This window comes from Chryseobacterium taiwanense, from assembly GCF_000813825.1.
GTDB classification, from domain to species: Bacteria; Bacteroidota; Bacteroidia; order Flavobacteriales; family Weeksellaceae; genus Chryseobacterium; species Chryseobacterium taiwanense.
The window spans coordinates 91505-105887 of sequence record NZ_JWTA01000021.1; the positions used below are offsets into that span (position 1 = coordinate 91505).

General features: G+C 34.3%; 15 protein-coding genes. 8 read left to right on the forward strand and 7 right to left on the reverse strand.

Annotation, left to right across the window (positions count from 1 at the left end; all coding sequences use genetic code 11):
- Positions 1–40 precede the first annotated feature (40 nt).
- The 3 genes from RM51_RS18375 to RM51_RS18385 form a co-directional block, all read right to left on the reverse strand.
- Positions 41–580, reverse strand: a complete 540-nt coding sequence (locus RM51_RS18375) for a lipocalin family protein (protein WP_039373007.1) — start codon at positions 578–580, stop codon at positions 41–43.
- A gap of 180 nt (positions 581–760) precedes the next feature.
- Entirely contained in the window at positions 761–1495 is a 735-nt protein-coding gene (locus tag RM51_RS18380; protein WP_039373009.1) for a LytR/AlgR family response regulator transcription factor, read from the reverse strand.
- A 47-nt stretch (positions 1496–1542) separates the two neighbouring features.
- Positions 1543–3297 carry a tetratricopeptide repeat-containing sensor histidine kinase gene (locus RM51_RS18385; RefSeq protein WP_228375833.1) on the reverse strand — a complete coding sequence of 585 codons (1755 nt, stop codon included), beginning with the start codon at positions 3295–3297 and terminating at the stop codon, positions 1543–1545.
- Positions 3298–3550: 253 nt separating this feature from the next.
- Here RM51_RS18385 and RM51_RS18390 point away from each other — a divergent pair, with 253 nt between their 5' ends.
- The 5 genes from RM51_RS18390 to RM51_RS18410 all read left to right on the forward strand — a co-directional run bounded on the left by RM51_RS18390 (position 3551) and on the right by RM51_RS18410 (position 7749).
- On the forward strand, positions 3551–3904 hold the full coding sequence (locus RM51_RS18390; RefSeq protein WP_039373011.1) for a hypothetical protein: 354 nt from the start codon (positions 3551–3553) through the stop codon (positions 3902–3904).
- 230 nt (positions 3905–4134) lie between these two features.
- Positions 4135–4608: a hypothetical protein gene (locus tag RM51_RS18395; RefSeq protein ID WP_131667102.1), complete on the forward strand. Its 474-nt coding sequence runs from the start codon at positions 4135–4137 to the stop codon at positions 4606–4608.
- 27 nt (positions 4609–4635) lie between these two features.
- Positions 4636–5769 (forward strand): hypothetical protein, encoded by a 1134-nt coding sequence (locus RM51_RS18400; protein ID WP_131667103.1) that lies wholly within the window; start codon positions 4636–4638, stop codon positions 5767–5769.
- A 113-nt stretch (positions 5770–5882) separates the two neighbouring features.
- Positions 5883–6557: an SIMPL domain-containing protein gene (locus tag RM51_RS18405; protein WP_039373019.1), complete on the forward strand. Its 675-nt coding sequence runs from the start codon at positions 5883–5885 to the stop codon at positions 6555–6557.
- A 10-nt stretch (positions 6558–6567) separates the two neighbouring features.
- Positions 6568–7749: a vWA domain-containing protein gene (locus RM51_RS18410; protein WP_039373023.1), complete on the forward strand. Its 1182-nt coding sequence runs from the start codon at positions 6568–6570 to the stop codon at positions 7747–7749.
- 62 nt (positions 7750–7811) lie between these two features.
- Here RM51_RS18410 and RM51_RS18415 read toward each other — a convergent pair whose 3' ends face one another.
- A complete protein-coding gene (locus RM51_RS18415) occupies positions 7812–9017 on the reverse strand; it encodes an NAD(P)/FAD-dependent oxidoreductase (RefSeq protein ID WP_039373026.1) in 1206 nt (401 codons plus the stop codon).
- 116 nt (positions 9018–9133) lie between these two features.
- Between RM51_RS18415 and RM51_RS18420 the strand changes: the two genes are divergently transcribed.
- Positions 9134–9514 carry a SpoIIAA family protein gene (locus RM51_RS18420; RefSeq protein WP_039373130.1) on the forward strand — a complete coding sequence of 127 codons (381 nt, stop codon included), beginning with the start codon at positions 9134–9136 and terminating at the stop codon, positions 9512–9514.
- Positions 9515–9557: 43 nt separating this feature from the next.
- On the opposite strand, the gene RM51_RS18425 is transcribed toward RM51_RS18420, so the two are convergent.
- Positions 9558–10760 (reverse strand): MFS transporter, encoded by a 1203-nt coding sequence (locus RM51_RS18425; RefSeq protein ID WP_185095020.1) that lies wholly within the window; start codon positions 10758–10760, stop codon positions 9558–9560.
- Positions 10761–10936: 176 nt separating this feature from the next.
- On the opposite strand from RM51_RS18425, the gene RM51_RS18430 reads away from it, so the two are divergent.
- Positions 10937–11797 (forward strand): AraC family transcriptional regulator, encoded by an 861-nt coding sequence (locus RM51_RS18430; RefSeq protein WP_039373027.1) that lies wholly within the window; start codon positions 10937–10939, stop codon positions 11795–11797.
- A gap of 144 nt (positions 11798–11941) precedes the next feature.
- Here RM51_RS18430 and lipA read toward each other — a convergent pair whose 3' ends face one another.
- Positions 11942–12808 carry a lipoyl synthase gene (gene lipA, locus RM51_RS18435; RefSeq protein WP_039373030.1) on the reverse strand — a complete coding sequence of 289 codons (867 nt, stop codon included), beginning with the start codon at positions 12806–12808 and terminating at the stop codon, positions 11942–11944.
- A gap of 107 nt (positions 12809–12915) precedes the next feature.
- On the opposite strand from lipA, the gene RM51_RS18440 reads away from it, so the two are divergent.
- The gene (locus tag RM51_RS18440; RefSeq protein ID WP_039373032.1) at positions 12916–13548 is read left to right on the forward strand and encodes a hypothetical protein; all 633 of its coding nucleotides are present in this window, start codon (positions 12916–12918) and stop codon (positions 13546–13548) included.
- Between the two features lie 151 nt (positions 13549–13699).
- Here RM51_RS18440 and RM51_RS18445 read toward each other — a convergent pair whose 3' ends face one another.
- Positions 13700–14260 carry an RNA polymerase sigma factor gene (locus RM51_RS18445; protein WP_039373034.1) on the reverse strand — a complete coding sequence of 187 codons (561 nt, stop codon included), beginning with the start codon at positions 14258–14260 and terminating at the stop codon, positions 13700–13702.
- Positions 14261–14383: the final 123 nt, after the last annotated feature.

Sequence of the window (14383 nt, forward strand, 5' to 3'; positions counted from 1 at the left end):
AAATCCACCCCTTCAAAGAAGGGGAATTTTTTATAATGAACTAATTATGTTTTACCCAGATTAATTCGTTGGTATTGTACCCCAATTTTTTCGCTTTTTCTAAAAAGCGTTGGCGAATGCTTTCAGGAATTTCTTTGGTTCTGGATAAAATCCAAAGGTATTTCAAACTGCTTCCCACAATTAGAGCATATTGATAGTTATCATCAATATCCAACACATTATAACCAGCCCAAATCGGTTTGAAAAAGGAAACTTTTAAACGTGCTTCTGATGCATCTTTTACGAATTTGGCTTCACCAATAGATTCCTTCCATTCTTTTTTGACATAATCATACCCTTTATTATCTACACGAATGGTTCCGTTTGGATTTTTAGAGTAAGTAGCCGTTACATTATCCATATCTTTTTCGAATTTGTAATCGAAACGGGCAATTTCATACCATTTTCCAAGATATCGATCTTCATCAAAATTCTTAACGGCAGTTGCTCCTTTAGGAATTCCTACAGAGCATGATTTGAAAAGAATAAAGCCTAAAACGCCTATTGAAACCGGAATAGCAATTTTTTGAAAGGTTTTCATAATAACAAAATTTGTGTGGTTATGATGAAAAGTTCAAAAATGATGCCTTACAAGTTTTCAATTGGATTACTTTTATTTTTAACACAAAGAGCGCAAGGACTTTTCTTGATCATTAATAATTTTTGAGTCGCAAAGACGTTTCACTCAGCTAAGATTCTAAGGGAAAACATTACAAAAAAATTATGAAAAAACTTTCAGAAAATTGTCTTTAAAACTTCCTGAAACTTCAATCTCTGTATTGTCAGAAAGCGTTGCTGTTCCGCTTTTATGATATGATTTCACAAAACTGGTATTGACGATATGTGAACGATGAACTCTGACAAAAGGATTCTCCAACAGATCATCAAAGTGTTTCAGAAATCTGCATACCATTTTCTTGGAACCGTCTGTAAGATAAACCTGAGTGAAGTTTCCATCTGCCTGAAGTCTTACAATATCTTCTGTTTTCACCACATCAAAACCTTGTAAAGTAGGAAGAATAAGCTGCTGTTTTTCGGGTTTTAGCTTAAGATTTTCAAGAAGAATTTTATTTCGGTTAAGTTCTTCTTTACTTTCCAAACTTTCGGCTACTTTGTTTACGGCTAAGATCAGTTCCTGAATATCGATGGGTTTTAAAATATAATAACTCGCCGATTTATTCAAAGCCTGTAAAGAATATTGGGAAAACGCTGTAATGAAAATGGTTTCATAAGAAAAATCTTTTGTCGCTTCCAATACATCAAAAGCATTTCCGAAAGGCATTTCTACATCGAGAAAAACCAATTGAGGCTGCTTTTCTGCAATTAAAGGAACGGCTTCTTTAATGTTTTCTGCCTCCCCCAAAATCTCAACTTGCGGACAGTATTTTGTGAGATAATTTCTTAAAACATCTCTTGCAATAGCTTCGTCGTCTACGATTATGGATTTTATTTTCATATTCTTTTTAGGTTATAGGTGGTAGATTATAGGTTGCAGACTTTAAACTACTTATTAATCAGTTTATACGAAATTTCCACAAAAACTCCTTGTTCAATCTTTTTATCAGTGATCTTACACTGAATTTCCTGATGGTATAGATCATTCAAAAGAGTGATTCTTTCCAAGGTATTTTTCATTCCGCGACCTTCGCGATTTTTTTGATGTTGTGTTTTTTGTTTTTTACTTTCTTCAATCCCGATTCCGTTGTCTTCGATGGTGATTTTTAAATATTCCTTTTCTTTTTTGAAGCTTAGCTTTAAAAAACCTTTGTTTTCTCTGTATCGTAATCCGTGCCAAACCGCATTTTCCAAAAAAGGCTGTACTAACATCCCGGGAACTTTAAGACTTTGGGTATTTAAACTTTCATCGACCTCAATTTCGTAATCGAATTTATCTGAAAATCGAGTTTTTTCTAATGCCAAATAGTTTTGAAGCAAATCCAGTTCCTGCTGAAAGGGAATAAAATCTTCCGTAGAATTTTCCATTACACCTCGCATAAGCTTTGAAAACTTGGTTAAATATTGATTGGCTTCCAATTCATTATTGGTTGCAATAAAATGATTCACAGAATTCAGACTGTTAAAGATAAAATGCGGATTCATCTCTCGTCTGAGCGACTGCAAAGCAATTTTTTTGTTTTTAATCTGAACTTTTTTCAGAGTTCTAAAAATAAAAACAATCAATGCTATTAAAACAAGTAAAGCTCCAATCAAACTATAATTGAAAACATTTTTCTTACGGATTAGCTCATCTTTCAGCTCTTTTTCCTTCTCAAGCTGAGAGATTCTTTCTTCTGTATCTTCCAGTACTTTCTGATCAACCAGACTTCTGTCCTTAGAAACCAGATCGGGTAATTTCCCTAAAAAATCCCTGTACAACAGAACCGATGCGTCTGTATTTTGAGAAATATTATATAAACTATCAAGTTTTTTTACACTTTTTTGAGCTTCCAGCGTATGACCTTTTTCAAGGGAAATTTTGTACGCATTTTTTAATAAAGTAATAGCTTCATCGGTATCATTTTTTTTGATATAAATGTCTGCAAGCTCTTGAATCTGATTTACTTTTTCCTGAGAATTGTCTTTTACAAAAGCTTCTTTTAAGACTTCTTTTTTAGCTTCAATAGCTTTGTCGAAATTTTTATTTCCGACATACAAATCTGTTAGTTTCTGACTGATTTCCAACGCCTGTTGCGGTGCTGCTTGTCTTGAGACTTTGTAAGCGTTGTTCAAATTTTCTTCGGCTTTCGGGATATTTTTCTGTTCAATATTCACATCCGCCATTTGGCTGTAATTTGCCGCCAAATCTCCTTTATCTTTCTCCTTTTCGTTAATCTGAATATTATTCTGAATTACTGCCGCTTTCTCTTCCGGAGAATTCGTTGAAAGTCTTGCCGCATCGTTGGAATTTACCTGTTTACTTTTCTCGGTAAAACTCATTTGGGCTGCTCTACTGTAATTATTGATCGCAGGCGTAATTTTGTTCTGTTTTTCCTGCGACTGAGCCAATTTTCGGCTTACTTTTTCAATATTGGGTTTGTCATTAAGCTTTTCATAGATATTTTTAGCTCTTATGTAATATTCTTCGCTTTTCGGAAAATTTCCGTCATTGAAAAAGGTTTCTGCAATATTGTAGTAAGAATCTGCCTGTGCGCTTTCATCCCGACTGCTAAATGCTTTTTTCAATTTTTTACTTTCTGACTGAACTTCTTCAACAGCACGTTCTTTGTTTTGAGAATACATTGTATTCCCAACAATCATGAACAAAAAAATAATAAAAAGTCGAAGCATTTTCATAAAACAAAGATATACATATATAGAGTTTGCCCAAAAACTATTCACCAAGTGAAATTCACCTTTCACCCAGTTTGCCTTTTCCTGCCTTCATTCTGAGACTAAGTTTGTGCTATAGTTCAAATTTAACAATCCAGTTTCAAAACCTTAACATTAATTCAAATACCGTTAACAATCAATACATTAAGATTAATTAAATTTGTAAACACACCCATCAAATATGAAAAAACATTTTTACATTTTCTTACTACCTGTATTATTCTTACAGAATTGTTCGTTTCTTGAACAAAGTGATTTCATTGAAACCAAGATCATTTCCAGCGATCTCAATGAAAAAATCATTTATAAGTTTTACCAAACGGGAATTGATGATTACAAAGTTGATTTCTATTCCGTCAACCATTCTGATTCTACGAAATTATTTGAGCATTATATTAATGATGCTCTTTTCACTTCAAACACCTACACTATTTCGGAACATCAGGATGAACTTATTATCAAGACAAAATTGTTCTCCGACGTCAAGAAACTCGTCACCCGACACGGTAAATCGATTATTCTTACCAACCGATAAAACAGTTCTTTCCGAACTGTTTTTTTATTTCCTGTAATTCACCAAGTGAAAGCTCCGTTTCACCAAGTCTACAACTTCTTCTTTTGATTATGAAACTAAGTTTGTGACATCATTTAATCTCACTACTTATGAAAAATCTATCTTTTTTAATTCATTTTACCCTGTTACTTTTGAGTGGTCATTCATTCGCTCAAACCAAATTAATTTCATATAAAAGCCATAGCGGAAATATGGAATATTTCGAAAAAAGTATTGCAGAGGACAGCTACAATACCAATTATTCAAATCTCGGAATAAGACCGGAACCCTATATTATCAATTCAAAATTAGACAGTGTAATTATCATTGATGATAAGAAAAGCGTGATTGTAACTTCGGTACTCCGTAAAAACAAAAGAACTTCCAATATCGAAAAATGGAACCCCGGAAGAGATACGGTATATAATCATCCTATTTTTTCCAGCCAGAATATAGACAGTGTAAAGAACCTACTCAAGAGAAATTATAATTTTGAGAACGATCTCGACAGCACTGTCTTTCTAAAGTATGACAAAAAAACAAAACAGTATAAGCCTCTTCCCGCTAAAAAGACTGTAAAAACCGCAAAAATAAATAGCGTTAAATCTAAAGTAGATATGCTGTATTATCTTGTGATAAGCGTTGCAGTATTGGCTTTTGTAGTGGTTTATAGAAGATCCCGTTAAGATTATCACCATATACCTAAATTACAAATGGCAAAGAAAATAAATACTTTTATCGGTGTTTTTTTTCGGCAGTTTATTATTTTTTTTCCGTTGAATTTCTTAAATGATTTTCAACGGAAATTCACTCAATTTGTTTTCAGAAGGAGCACTCAATTTTTACTAAAAATAGTTTCCAGTAAAAAGAATGTAAGACTCGATTTCAGTTCGGATAGTTATTCGATGTTGGTATTGTTGATTATTCTCCTGTTTACTTCCATTATTTTCAGCTGTTTGATAAAGAAAAACTGGATCAGTCGTTTTTTATCGATTACAGAATATGTATGTGTAATGTATCTTGCTGTAATTCTGATCAAATATGGTATCGATAAGATTTTTAAAACCCAGTTTCCAGAACCTGAATCTAATATTTTGTTTACCCGACTGGGAAATCTGGATAAAGACATTCTGTTTTGGAGTACAATGGGAACATCTAAGATGTATAACACAATCATAGGTTCTATCGAACTTTTATCGGGCATTTTATTATTATTCAGACGATCCCGGTTTTCAGGATTATTATTGACTGTCATTTGTTTCATTCAGGTATCTATCATCAATATCAGCTTTGATATTTCTGTGAAATTCTTTTCACTGATCTTACTTGGAATGAGCATTTTTCTCGTAAGAAAAAACGGATGGAAACTTATTCTTACCATGATCTGTTTCCGGGATCAAACTTTTTTTGACCGTCCTTTATTTCTACCTTATACAACTTTTTTTAAGGTTCTGATTTTAGGATTTATTTTCATCAAAATCGCAATACCCTATTTTAATAATGATTTGAATTCGGAAGGCAAAAAAGATTCTTTGGGTTTAACAGGAGCCTACAAAGTCACCTCATCTGACACTTCCTATAAATATCTTTTTTTTCACAAGGATCATTATCTGATCTTCATGGAAAAATCTTCAGACAAGATGATTTCGTTTCATTATGAGATTTCATTTGATCAGCACATCATTATTGAAGATGATCAACATCATATTTCAAAACATTTACTCATGAAAAATCAGAAAGACAATACGATTATTTTTTCTTTTAATGATCGGATCATAAAGGCTAAAGCTGTTGACGGTAAGGGAATGAATGCATTACAGGATAGATTCCATATTTTGGTGGATTAGCTTTTACTTTCATTCTTATTTCTTTCACCAAGTGAAAACCTCAGTTCACCAAGTCTGCCAAATTTCAGTTTCTGTTTAGGGTAATTTTACTTTAGAAATTTAAACAGGACATTATGAAACTTACACATTTTTTATTGATCGGATTCTTTACACTAGCAAGTTTTGCGAATGCACAGGAAGTAAAGAAAAATGCCATTGAAGTAACCGGAGTTGCAGAAATGGAAGTGGAACCGGATGAAATTATTTTCAGTATCGGAATAAAAGGCGACAACAAGAATGATCTTGCCACCAACGAAAAAAAATTATTTGAAATCCTAAAAAGCAACGGGGTAAAAAACGAAGACATCAAGTTCAAATCGATGTATCAGAATATTTATTTTAAAAAGACTTTTGCAAAAGGATTTCAGTTTAAAGTGAACAAAGCGACCGACATGGGCAATTTGTTTGAAAACCTTAATCAAAAGTGGGTAAGCAATATCAGTATTGCTGAAATTAAAAACACAAAGATCGCCGATTTCAGAAAAACCGTAAAGATCAATGCGTTAAAAGCTGCCAAAGAGAAAGCAGATTATCTGTTGGAAAGTATCAACAAAAAAACAGGAGCTCCTCTTGAAATCGTAGAAATTGAAGATTATACAAGCGATACCGTTATTCCAGCTTCCTACAAAGCTGCAAGAGTAAGCAATATACAACTGGAAGCCGCAGATACAGGAATCGATTATTCTTTTGAAAACATCGAAAACATCAAGCTAAAATACAGCATCAAAACAAAATACGAAATTCTTTAAACACAAAATCATGATACCTATTAAAACGTTAGCATTAACCATTGGAACAGTTGCTTTTTTAAATGCACAGACTTCACCAATAAGAGGATGTAAAGAGCCTTCACAACGTACCATTGTTCAGAACAATCAAGGTTCAACAGCAGTAAGTAAAGAGAATAAAATCCAGGTCGCTTTGCTTTTGGATACTTCAAACAGTATGGATGGATTAATCGATCAGGCGAAATCCAGATTATGGAATATTGTAAATACGCTGACTACCCTGAAATACAGCGGAAAGGCTCCACAAGTTGAGATTGCTTTGTACGAATACGGAAATGACGGACTTCAGGATGAAAATTATATCCGTCAGGTTGCACCGCTTACCCAGGATTTGGATCTAATCTCTGAAAAACTGTTTGCTTTAAGAACTAATGGAGGAAGTGAGTATTGTGGAGCGGTCATTCGTGATGCTGCCATGAACCTTAACTGGGATGGAAATGAAAAAAGCATGAAGCTGATCTATATTGCCGGAAATGAATCTTTCGATCAAGGAAAGATTAATTACAAAGAGGTGATCTCAAGTGCAAAAAGAAAGAATATTTACACGAATACGATTTTCTGTGGTGACAGAAATGAAGGTATACAGACTTTCTGGCAAAACGGAGCTTCACTCGGAGACGGAAAATACTTTAATATCGACAGTGACAGAAAGGTAATTTATATTGAAACGCCTTATGATATCAAAATTTCAGAATGCAATACGAAGCTGAATGACACCTATATCTATTACGGAAGTCATGGTTCAGAATACAAGGTAAAGCAGGCTGCACAGGACAGAAATGCAGAAGCCCAATCTGTTTCTAATGGGGTAGAAAGAGCGGTTGCCAAATCTAAAAAAAATGCTTACAAAAATGATCATTGGGATCTGGTAGACCGTGCTGAAAAGGATGCTAATTTCATGTCATCGGTAAAAGCAGAGGAACTTCCGAAAGAGCTGAAAGGTAAGAGCAAAGAAGAAATCACCAAAGCTGTTGCTGCAAAATCTGCCGAACGTGAAAAAATCCAGAAAGAAATTGAAGAATTGTCTAAGAAACGTCAGACTTTCATTGATGAAGAGATGAAAAAAAGAGGAAACACAGATGCTGATGATCTTGGAAAAGCCATAGAAAAATCGGTTCTTGAACTGGCTAAGAAAAACGGATATAGTTTATAATGTTAGAGATCTTGCCGAATCTGCAGGCTTTAAAGTTTCGGCGGCTTTGCCGCCGCCGAAACCTATCTTTTAAATTGAAAATACTTTGAAAGCGGATGTTTTTTACCTTTCAGAAACAGGGAAGCCATTTCCATTCCTATTACAGAAAAAGTAATTCCGTTGCCTCCAAAACCAAGCACGAAATAGGAATTTTTAAACTTTTCATGGGTTCCGATATACGGAAGTCCGTCTTTTGTTTCGCCAAAAGTTCCGGCCCAGACAAAATCTGTATAGAACTGGTAATCGGGTTTTATTTTCTTTAAGGTTCTGAGAATTTCTTTTTCTTTTTTATTTAAAAGAGCATCCCGTTTTTTCGCATCATAAAAATCTTCATCGCCTCCTCCAATCAGCAATCTGTCATCATCTGTGGTACGCATATACATGTATGGATCATTTGTATTCCAAACCAACGTGTTTCCGATATTTTTATACTTTTCCGGTGCCACTTCCGAAACAATCGCATAAGTACTTTTCAGGTCAACAAAATTTTCTTTGATCATATTTTTGCTTTCATAGCCAATACAATAGATTATTTTCTTTGCTTTAATCTTAAAACCTGAATCTACCGTGATAATATTAAAACCTTTATGATATTCCACTCTTATCATTTCAGTTTTGTCATAGATCTTCAGTCCTTTTCGGGTATTCACTTCGAATAATTCATGAGCAAACTTAAAGGCATCAATACTTGCGCCCTGTTTTGATAAAATCCCGCCATATGTATTTTCAAAACCAAATCTTTTTACAATCTCATCAGCTTCCAGCCATTTCACTTTGAAACCTGCATTTTTTCTGGCCACAAATTCTTTTTTTAACCAGTCCGTATCTTTCTTTTTTGAAGCAAAGTACAGAGATTCCTTTCTTTTGAATCCGGCATCAGATTTAATTTCTTTGGTTAGTTTTTCAATCCTATCAATAGCATCAGAACAGGCTTTATAACTTTCTACAGCTCCCTTCTCTCCTATTTGTCCGATCAATTCATAAAGAGGAATGTCAATTTCATATTGTAGCATTGAAGTCGTTGCTGAAGTACTTCCATTGCACAATTCCCGTTTATCAATAAGAATTGTTTTATAACCGTCTTTTACCATTTGATGGGCAATTAAACTTCCCGTAATTCCGCCACCGATAATTAAAACATCACATTCTTCATCAGATTTCAATGAAGGATACGATTGTAGCAATCCATTTTTTAAAAGCCAGAAAGGTTCGTTTGATTTAAGATCCACAAGATTATTTTTTCTTTATAGTATCAACAATCAAGCCTTTTCATTTTTATTAAAATTAAATAATGGTTTAATTTTTGTTGTTAAAATCCAACATCAAATCACTAAATAATAACAATATGATAACGATTATCCCAGAAGCTCCGGAAAATGTTGCAGCATTCAATGTAACAGGAGAAGTAACGAAAGAAGATTTTGAAAACCTTGTGTTTCCCATAGTAAAAGCCAAAGTAGAGCATTTTCATCAACTGAATTATTTGCTTTATTTAGATACAGATATTGATAATTTTACGATAGGAGCCTGGTTTGAAGATGTGCTTTTAGGATTAAAAAATTTAATTAATTGGAATAGAGCCGCCATTGTCACCGATGAAAAAGGAATTCAGAATTTCACAGATATTTTCAGTGTTCTGATGCCCGGAGAATTCAAATCTTTTCCAAAAGAAAACCTGTACAATGCCCTATATTGGTGCAAAAATGGCAACGAAGTAGAAGCATGATCTACCATAAAAGAAAAGAGAAGCAAAATTTGCTTCTCTTTTTTTATTTATCAGACGGTACACATTCCATAGCAAGATCATCTTCGTCTCGCTGTTGTGAACCATACAAGTATTTATATCTTAAAGCAATCATCAATCCGATGAATGTCATTCCCACTCCTACCAATGACGGATAATTAAATGACAACCCTTTTTCTAAAGGAATACCTCCCAAGAAAGCTCCCATCGCATTTGCAATATTAAACGCTGCCTGCATAAACGCTGCCGCCATCATTTCACTTTTAGGCGCTGCTTTCATCATCATGATATTGATCGGCGCCGAAACCGACATGGATAAAGCTCCACAAACAAATGTCAAGATTAATGCTGTGGTTTGGTTGTTTGAAAAGAAAAATACACCTGCCAAAGCACACATCATTAAAAATATCAATAGTATACACGTCTTTTCCGGGCTCATTCTGTCGGAAATATAACCTCCAACCAGATTTCCTACCACCATTCCTCCTCCTGCAAGAACCATTACATAAGCCATCTGACTTTCTTTAATTCCTGCTACAATGGTCATTAAAGGCGTAATATAACTGAACCATGTAAACAATCCTCCAAAACCTATTGCTGTGATCAGCAGAACCAGCCATGACTGTCTGCTTTTAAGGAATTTCAGTTCTTCTAAAAAGTGACTGTCTTCTTTTCTTTCCAGGACAGGAAGCCAGAGTTTTAGAGAGATTAACGTTAATAATCCAATTACCGCAACAATTGCAAAATACCATCTCCAGTGAAAGGTATGACCGATATAAGTCACCAACGGAACCATCGCAAGATTCGCAACTGTAAGTCCGGTAAACATTAAAGAAATATAGAAGGCTTCTTTTCCTTTCCCCGCCATTCTAGCGGCAACCACCGTTCCCACCCCGAAAAATGCTCCATGTGGCAATCCGGACAGAAATCTGATAATCAACATCGTTGTATAATCAGGTGCGATTGCTGATAAAGCATTAAACAAGGTAAAAATTACCATCAATGCAATCAACACTTTTTTAGGAGGAAATTTTACAGAATACCCAATTAAAATAGGCGCTCCAATTACAACTCCCATCGCATAAGCAGAAATTAAATGTCCTGCTTCAGGAATAGAAATCTGAAGTGATTTTGCAATATCAGGAAGTAAGCCCATTACCGTAAACTCTGTAGTCCCGATTCCTAACCCTCCTATCGCAAGCGGCAAAATTCTTTTATCCAATCCCATATATCTAAACCTTTTTTGAATTTTTTGAAAGAACCGATGACAACACCCGATTCTAATTTGAAAATGCAAAAATCGACAGAAAATATGGTTTTCACCTCCACTCTGATGATATTAATTTGCTCCATATTAACCTTTTTTATTAATTTTATACTCTTAAATAATCAAATCAGGACAAAATGAAAATTCAGAAAGAAATAATAGAATTTGAAAAAGATAAGTCTTTCAAGCTTTTTTCTCCTTCACTTAAAAACTGCTTCTTCTGGCATTATCATCCTGAAATTGAGCTTGTTTATGTAGAAGCTTCAAAGGGAATCCGTCACGTAGGTAAAGATATTTCCAGCTTTGTAGACAGTGATCTGCTGTTAATAGGATCCAATGTTCCCCATCTTAACTTTGATTATGGAATTCAAACCGAATGTAAACAGCTGGTTTTACAGATGAGAGAAAATTTTCTCCATGATCTCATTCTTAGCATTCCCGAATTCGAAACGATCAAAAAATTATTGGAAAAATCTCATCTTGGTCTTTCTTTTTCAGGAAAAACAAAACAAACCGTGGTGGAAAAGCTTCACAGCATTAAGGATAAAAATACTTTCGAATCTTTAATAGGTTTGATGGAAATTTTACAGATTCTTGCCCATTCTACCGAAGTAAAGGAACTGAATAGCGAAGACACCCGAATAAAATGGTTCTTGAATGATAAAATCAGAATGGGAACAATTTACAGTTATATTCACGAGAATTATGATAAAAAGCCAAATGTAAATGAGATCGCGCAAACAGTAAGTTTAAGCACTCCCGCTTTTTGTCGCTATTTTAAAAAACAAACCAATATGACCTTTACCGATTTTGTCAATAATTACAGAATCAATCAGGCGCAAATATTCTTGTTAAAAGATTATTCCGTGACGGAAGTTTGTTTTCATGTTGGATTTGAAAGTCTTTCTTATTTCAATAAATTATTCAAACATCATACAGGAAAAACGCCTTCAGAATTCAAGAAAAAACATCTGAGTAATATTGTTGAGTCTATATAAGTGTCATTCCGACAAAGGAGTAATCTAAAGATTTTTTTACAGATTCTTCATTACGCTTTACTTTATTCAGAATAACAAGGATGCAGTATTAAGCCAACTCTATATGAATAAAAAATCGCTTCATTTCTGAAGCGATTGTATTTTTTAATGAATATGTTTTTCTGCGTGGTAAGAACTTCTTACTAAAGGTGAACTTTCAACGTGTCTGAACCCTAAGCTTCTTGCAAAATCTCCAAACTCATCAAACTCTTCCGGAGTAATGAATTTTTTTACAGGAAGGTGTTTCTTTGTCGGCTGTAAGTATTGTCCTAAAGTAATGACATCTACATTCGCATTTCTGATATCTTCAATCGTCTGAAAAACCTCGTCTCTGGTTTCACCTAAACCAAGCATTACACCGGTTTTTGTTCTTCTCTGACCTGCTTCTTTTAAATATCTCAGCACTTCAAGACTTCTTTCATATTTCGCCTGAATTCTTACTTCTCTTGTCAAACGTTTTACCGTTTCCATGTTGTGAGAAATCACTTCAGGAGCAACTTCTACCATTCTGTCCAGGTGTTTTGTAATCCCCTGAAAATCAGGAATCAATGTTTCCATTGTGGTTCCCGGAGAAATTCTTCTTACTGCATTTACAGTTTCTCCCCAAAGAATAGAACCCATATCTTTCAAGTCATCACGGTCAACAGAAGTCAGGACCGCATGTTTGATTTTCATTAACTTGATAGAACGTGCTACTTTTTCAGGCTCATCCCAGTTCACATCCATAGGCTTTCCGGTTTTTACCCCGCAAAATCCGCAGCTTCTTGTACAGATATTTCCTAAGATCATGAAAGTCGCTGTTCCTTCTCCCCAACATTCACCCATATTCGGACAGCTTCCACTCTGGCAAATCGTATTTAATTTATATTTATCAACCAAGGTTCTTAATTCTCTGTAATTCTTTCCGGTAGGAAGTTTTACACGAATCCATTTTGGTTTTTGAACGGTAGTATCTTGAACTAAATTTTCCATTTATTTCTCAAATTGAGGTTCAAAGTTAGTGATTTTTTTATCGAAACAATCAAAGACCGACATTGATGAAACAGATAATTTTGTAATTTTAAAACTCAAAATATTTTATGAAGACGACATTCTGCATCCTATCCTTGGTTTTCGGAACATTTTGTTTTGCACAAAAAGAATTCCAACCCCAAGGTTCAACAATCATGGAAACCGTTGATGGTGATCTTGACGGTGACAAAATTCCTGAAAAAGTTATTATTTACAATACCAAAGACAGCACCGATTTCGGAACCATCCGTGAAATTCAAATTCTGCAAAAAGTAAACGGAAAGTGGACCATTTTAGAAAAATCAATAAATGCTGTTCTTAAAAGCGGCGAAGGTGGAATGATGGGCGACCCTTATCAGGATACTCAGATTGAAAAAGGAATTTTATTGATTACCCAAGCCGGAGGAAGCAGCTGGAAATGGGGATATACGGATAAATACAGGTTTCAGAACGGGCATTTTGAACTGATAGGTCATTCATCAAGCAGCGGAAAACCTGAAGAATACTGGACGGATGTTGATTTTAATCTCTCAACAGGACAAATCAATTTTGATAAGGAAGTTGAAAATACGAAGGAATATGGAAGTTCTAAAAAAGAAGTCTTTATTAAAAAAGGAATAAAATTAAATCTTCAAAATAGAAATGAGAAGGAAAGAATAGAAATTGTGCTTCCTAAAACTAAGGAAAAAGTTTATTTGTAATTAAAAGTAAAATTTCGACTTTTCCTTTGTCATTCCGTAGGAATCTAAGCAGCCATTTAAATTTAATAGCTAGTAAATAAGCCTAGATTCCTACGGAATGACAATCTGAATGGATTAATAAGACCTCGATTTATTATAAGAGTCTTTCTCATTAATTATCCTCAAACTCATTGTTTTTCAGCAATTCTGCCAAGACTTTTTTTGCACGCATCACGCGGACTTTGGTATTGGCAACAGAAATTCCCAGTTCTTCCGCAATTTCTTTAATGCTTTTTTCTTCAAAGAATCTTAATCGGATAATATCCTGATAATTGGCGTCTAAAGATTCGATTGTTTTAATGATTTTCTTTTGCTCTTCATCGGAGATCATTAATTCTTCAGGAGATTTTGCGTACTGGTTTTTTACTTCATCCAGATTCTCCGTCGGATCCTGATTTTCTCTTGCCTTTTTTCGCCAAAAATCAATGATTGTATTTTGAGCAATCGTCAACACCCAGGTTTTAAACTGAAAATGAGGATCGTACATATCCAGTTTAGACAGAACTTTTGAGAAAACATTCACCGTGATTTCATCTGCATCATTTTCATCCATTACCTTTTTCATCACAAAAGAAAAAGTATCAACCCAAAAGATGTTGATAAGCTTGGTCTGAGCTTTCTGGTCTTTTTCTTTAGCTTTAGCAATAAGCAGGAATAATTGTTCGTCGTTCATTACTAACAAATATAACTGATTTGTTCCATATCCGCAAAAATGCAGATGTATCGGTTTCAGATTGATTATTTAAATATATATTATCAAGAACTGTACATTTTATGCTCAGTATTTATTCCTTTC

Coding starts and splice junctions, on each gene's coding strand:
- RM51_RS18395 (WP_131667102.1), top strand. CDS start 4,135: ATGGAATATTTCGAAAAAAGTATTGCAGAGGACAGCTACAATACCAAT.
- RM51_RS18390 (WP_039373011.1), top strand. CDS start 3,551: ATGAAAAAACATTTTTACATTTTCTTACTACCTGTATTATTCTTACAG.
- RM51_RS18380 (WP_039373009.1), bottom strand. CDS start 1,495: ATGAAAATAAAATCCATAATCGTAGACGACGAAGCTATTGCAAGAGAT.
- RM51_RS18440 (WP_039373032.1), top strand. CDS start 12,916: ATGAAGACGACATTCTGCATCCTATCCTTGGTTTTCGGAACATTTTGT.
- lipA (WP_039373030.1), bottom strand. CDS start 12,808: ATGGAAAATTTAGTTCAAGATACTACCGTTCAAAAACCAAAATGGATT.
- RM51_RS18375 (WP_039373007.1), bottom strand. CDS start 580: ATGAAAACCTTTCAAAAAATTGCTATTCCGGTTTCAATAGGCGTTTTA.
- RM51_RS18400 (WP_131667103.1), top strand. CDS start 4,636: ATGGCAAAGAAAATAAATACTTTTATCGGTGTTTTTTTTCGGCAGTTT.
- RM51_RS18405 (WP_039373019.1), top strand. CDS start 5,883: ATGAAACTTACACATTTTTTATTGATCGGATTCTTTACACTAGCAAGT.
- RM51_RS18410 (WP_039373023.1), top strand. CDS start 6,568: ATGATACCTATTAAAACGTTAGCATTAACCATTGGAACAGTTGCTTTT.
- RM51_RS18445 (WP_039373034.1), bottom strand. CDS start 14,260: ATGAACGACGAACAATTATTCCTGCTTATTGCTAAAGCTAAAGAAAAA.
- RM51_RS18385 (WP_228375833.1), bottom strand. CDS start 3,297: ATGATTGTTGGGAATACAATGTATTCTCAAAACAAAGAACGTGCTGTT.
- RM51_RS18420 (WP_039373130.1), top strand. CDS start 9,134: ATGATAACGATTATCCCAGAAGCTCCGGAAAATGTTGCAGCATTCAAT.
- RM51_RS18425 (WP_185095020.1), bottom strand. CDS start 10,760: ATGGGATTGGATAAAAGAATTTTGCCGCTTGCGATAGGAGGGTTAGGA.
- RM51_RS18430 (WP_039373027.1), top strand. CDS start 10,937: ATGAAAATTCAGAAAGAAATAATAGAATTTGAAAAAGATAAGTCTTTC.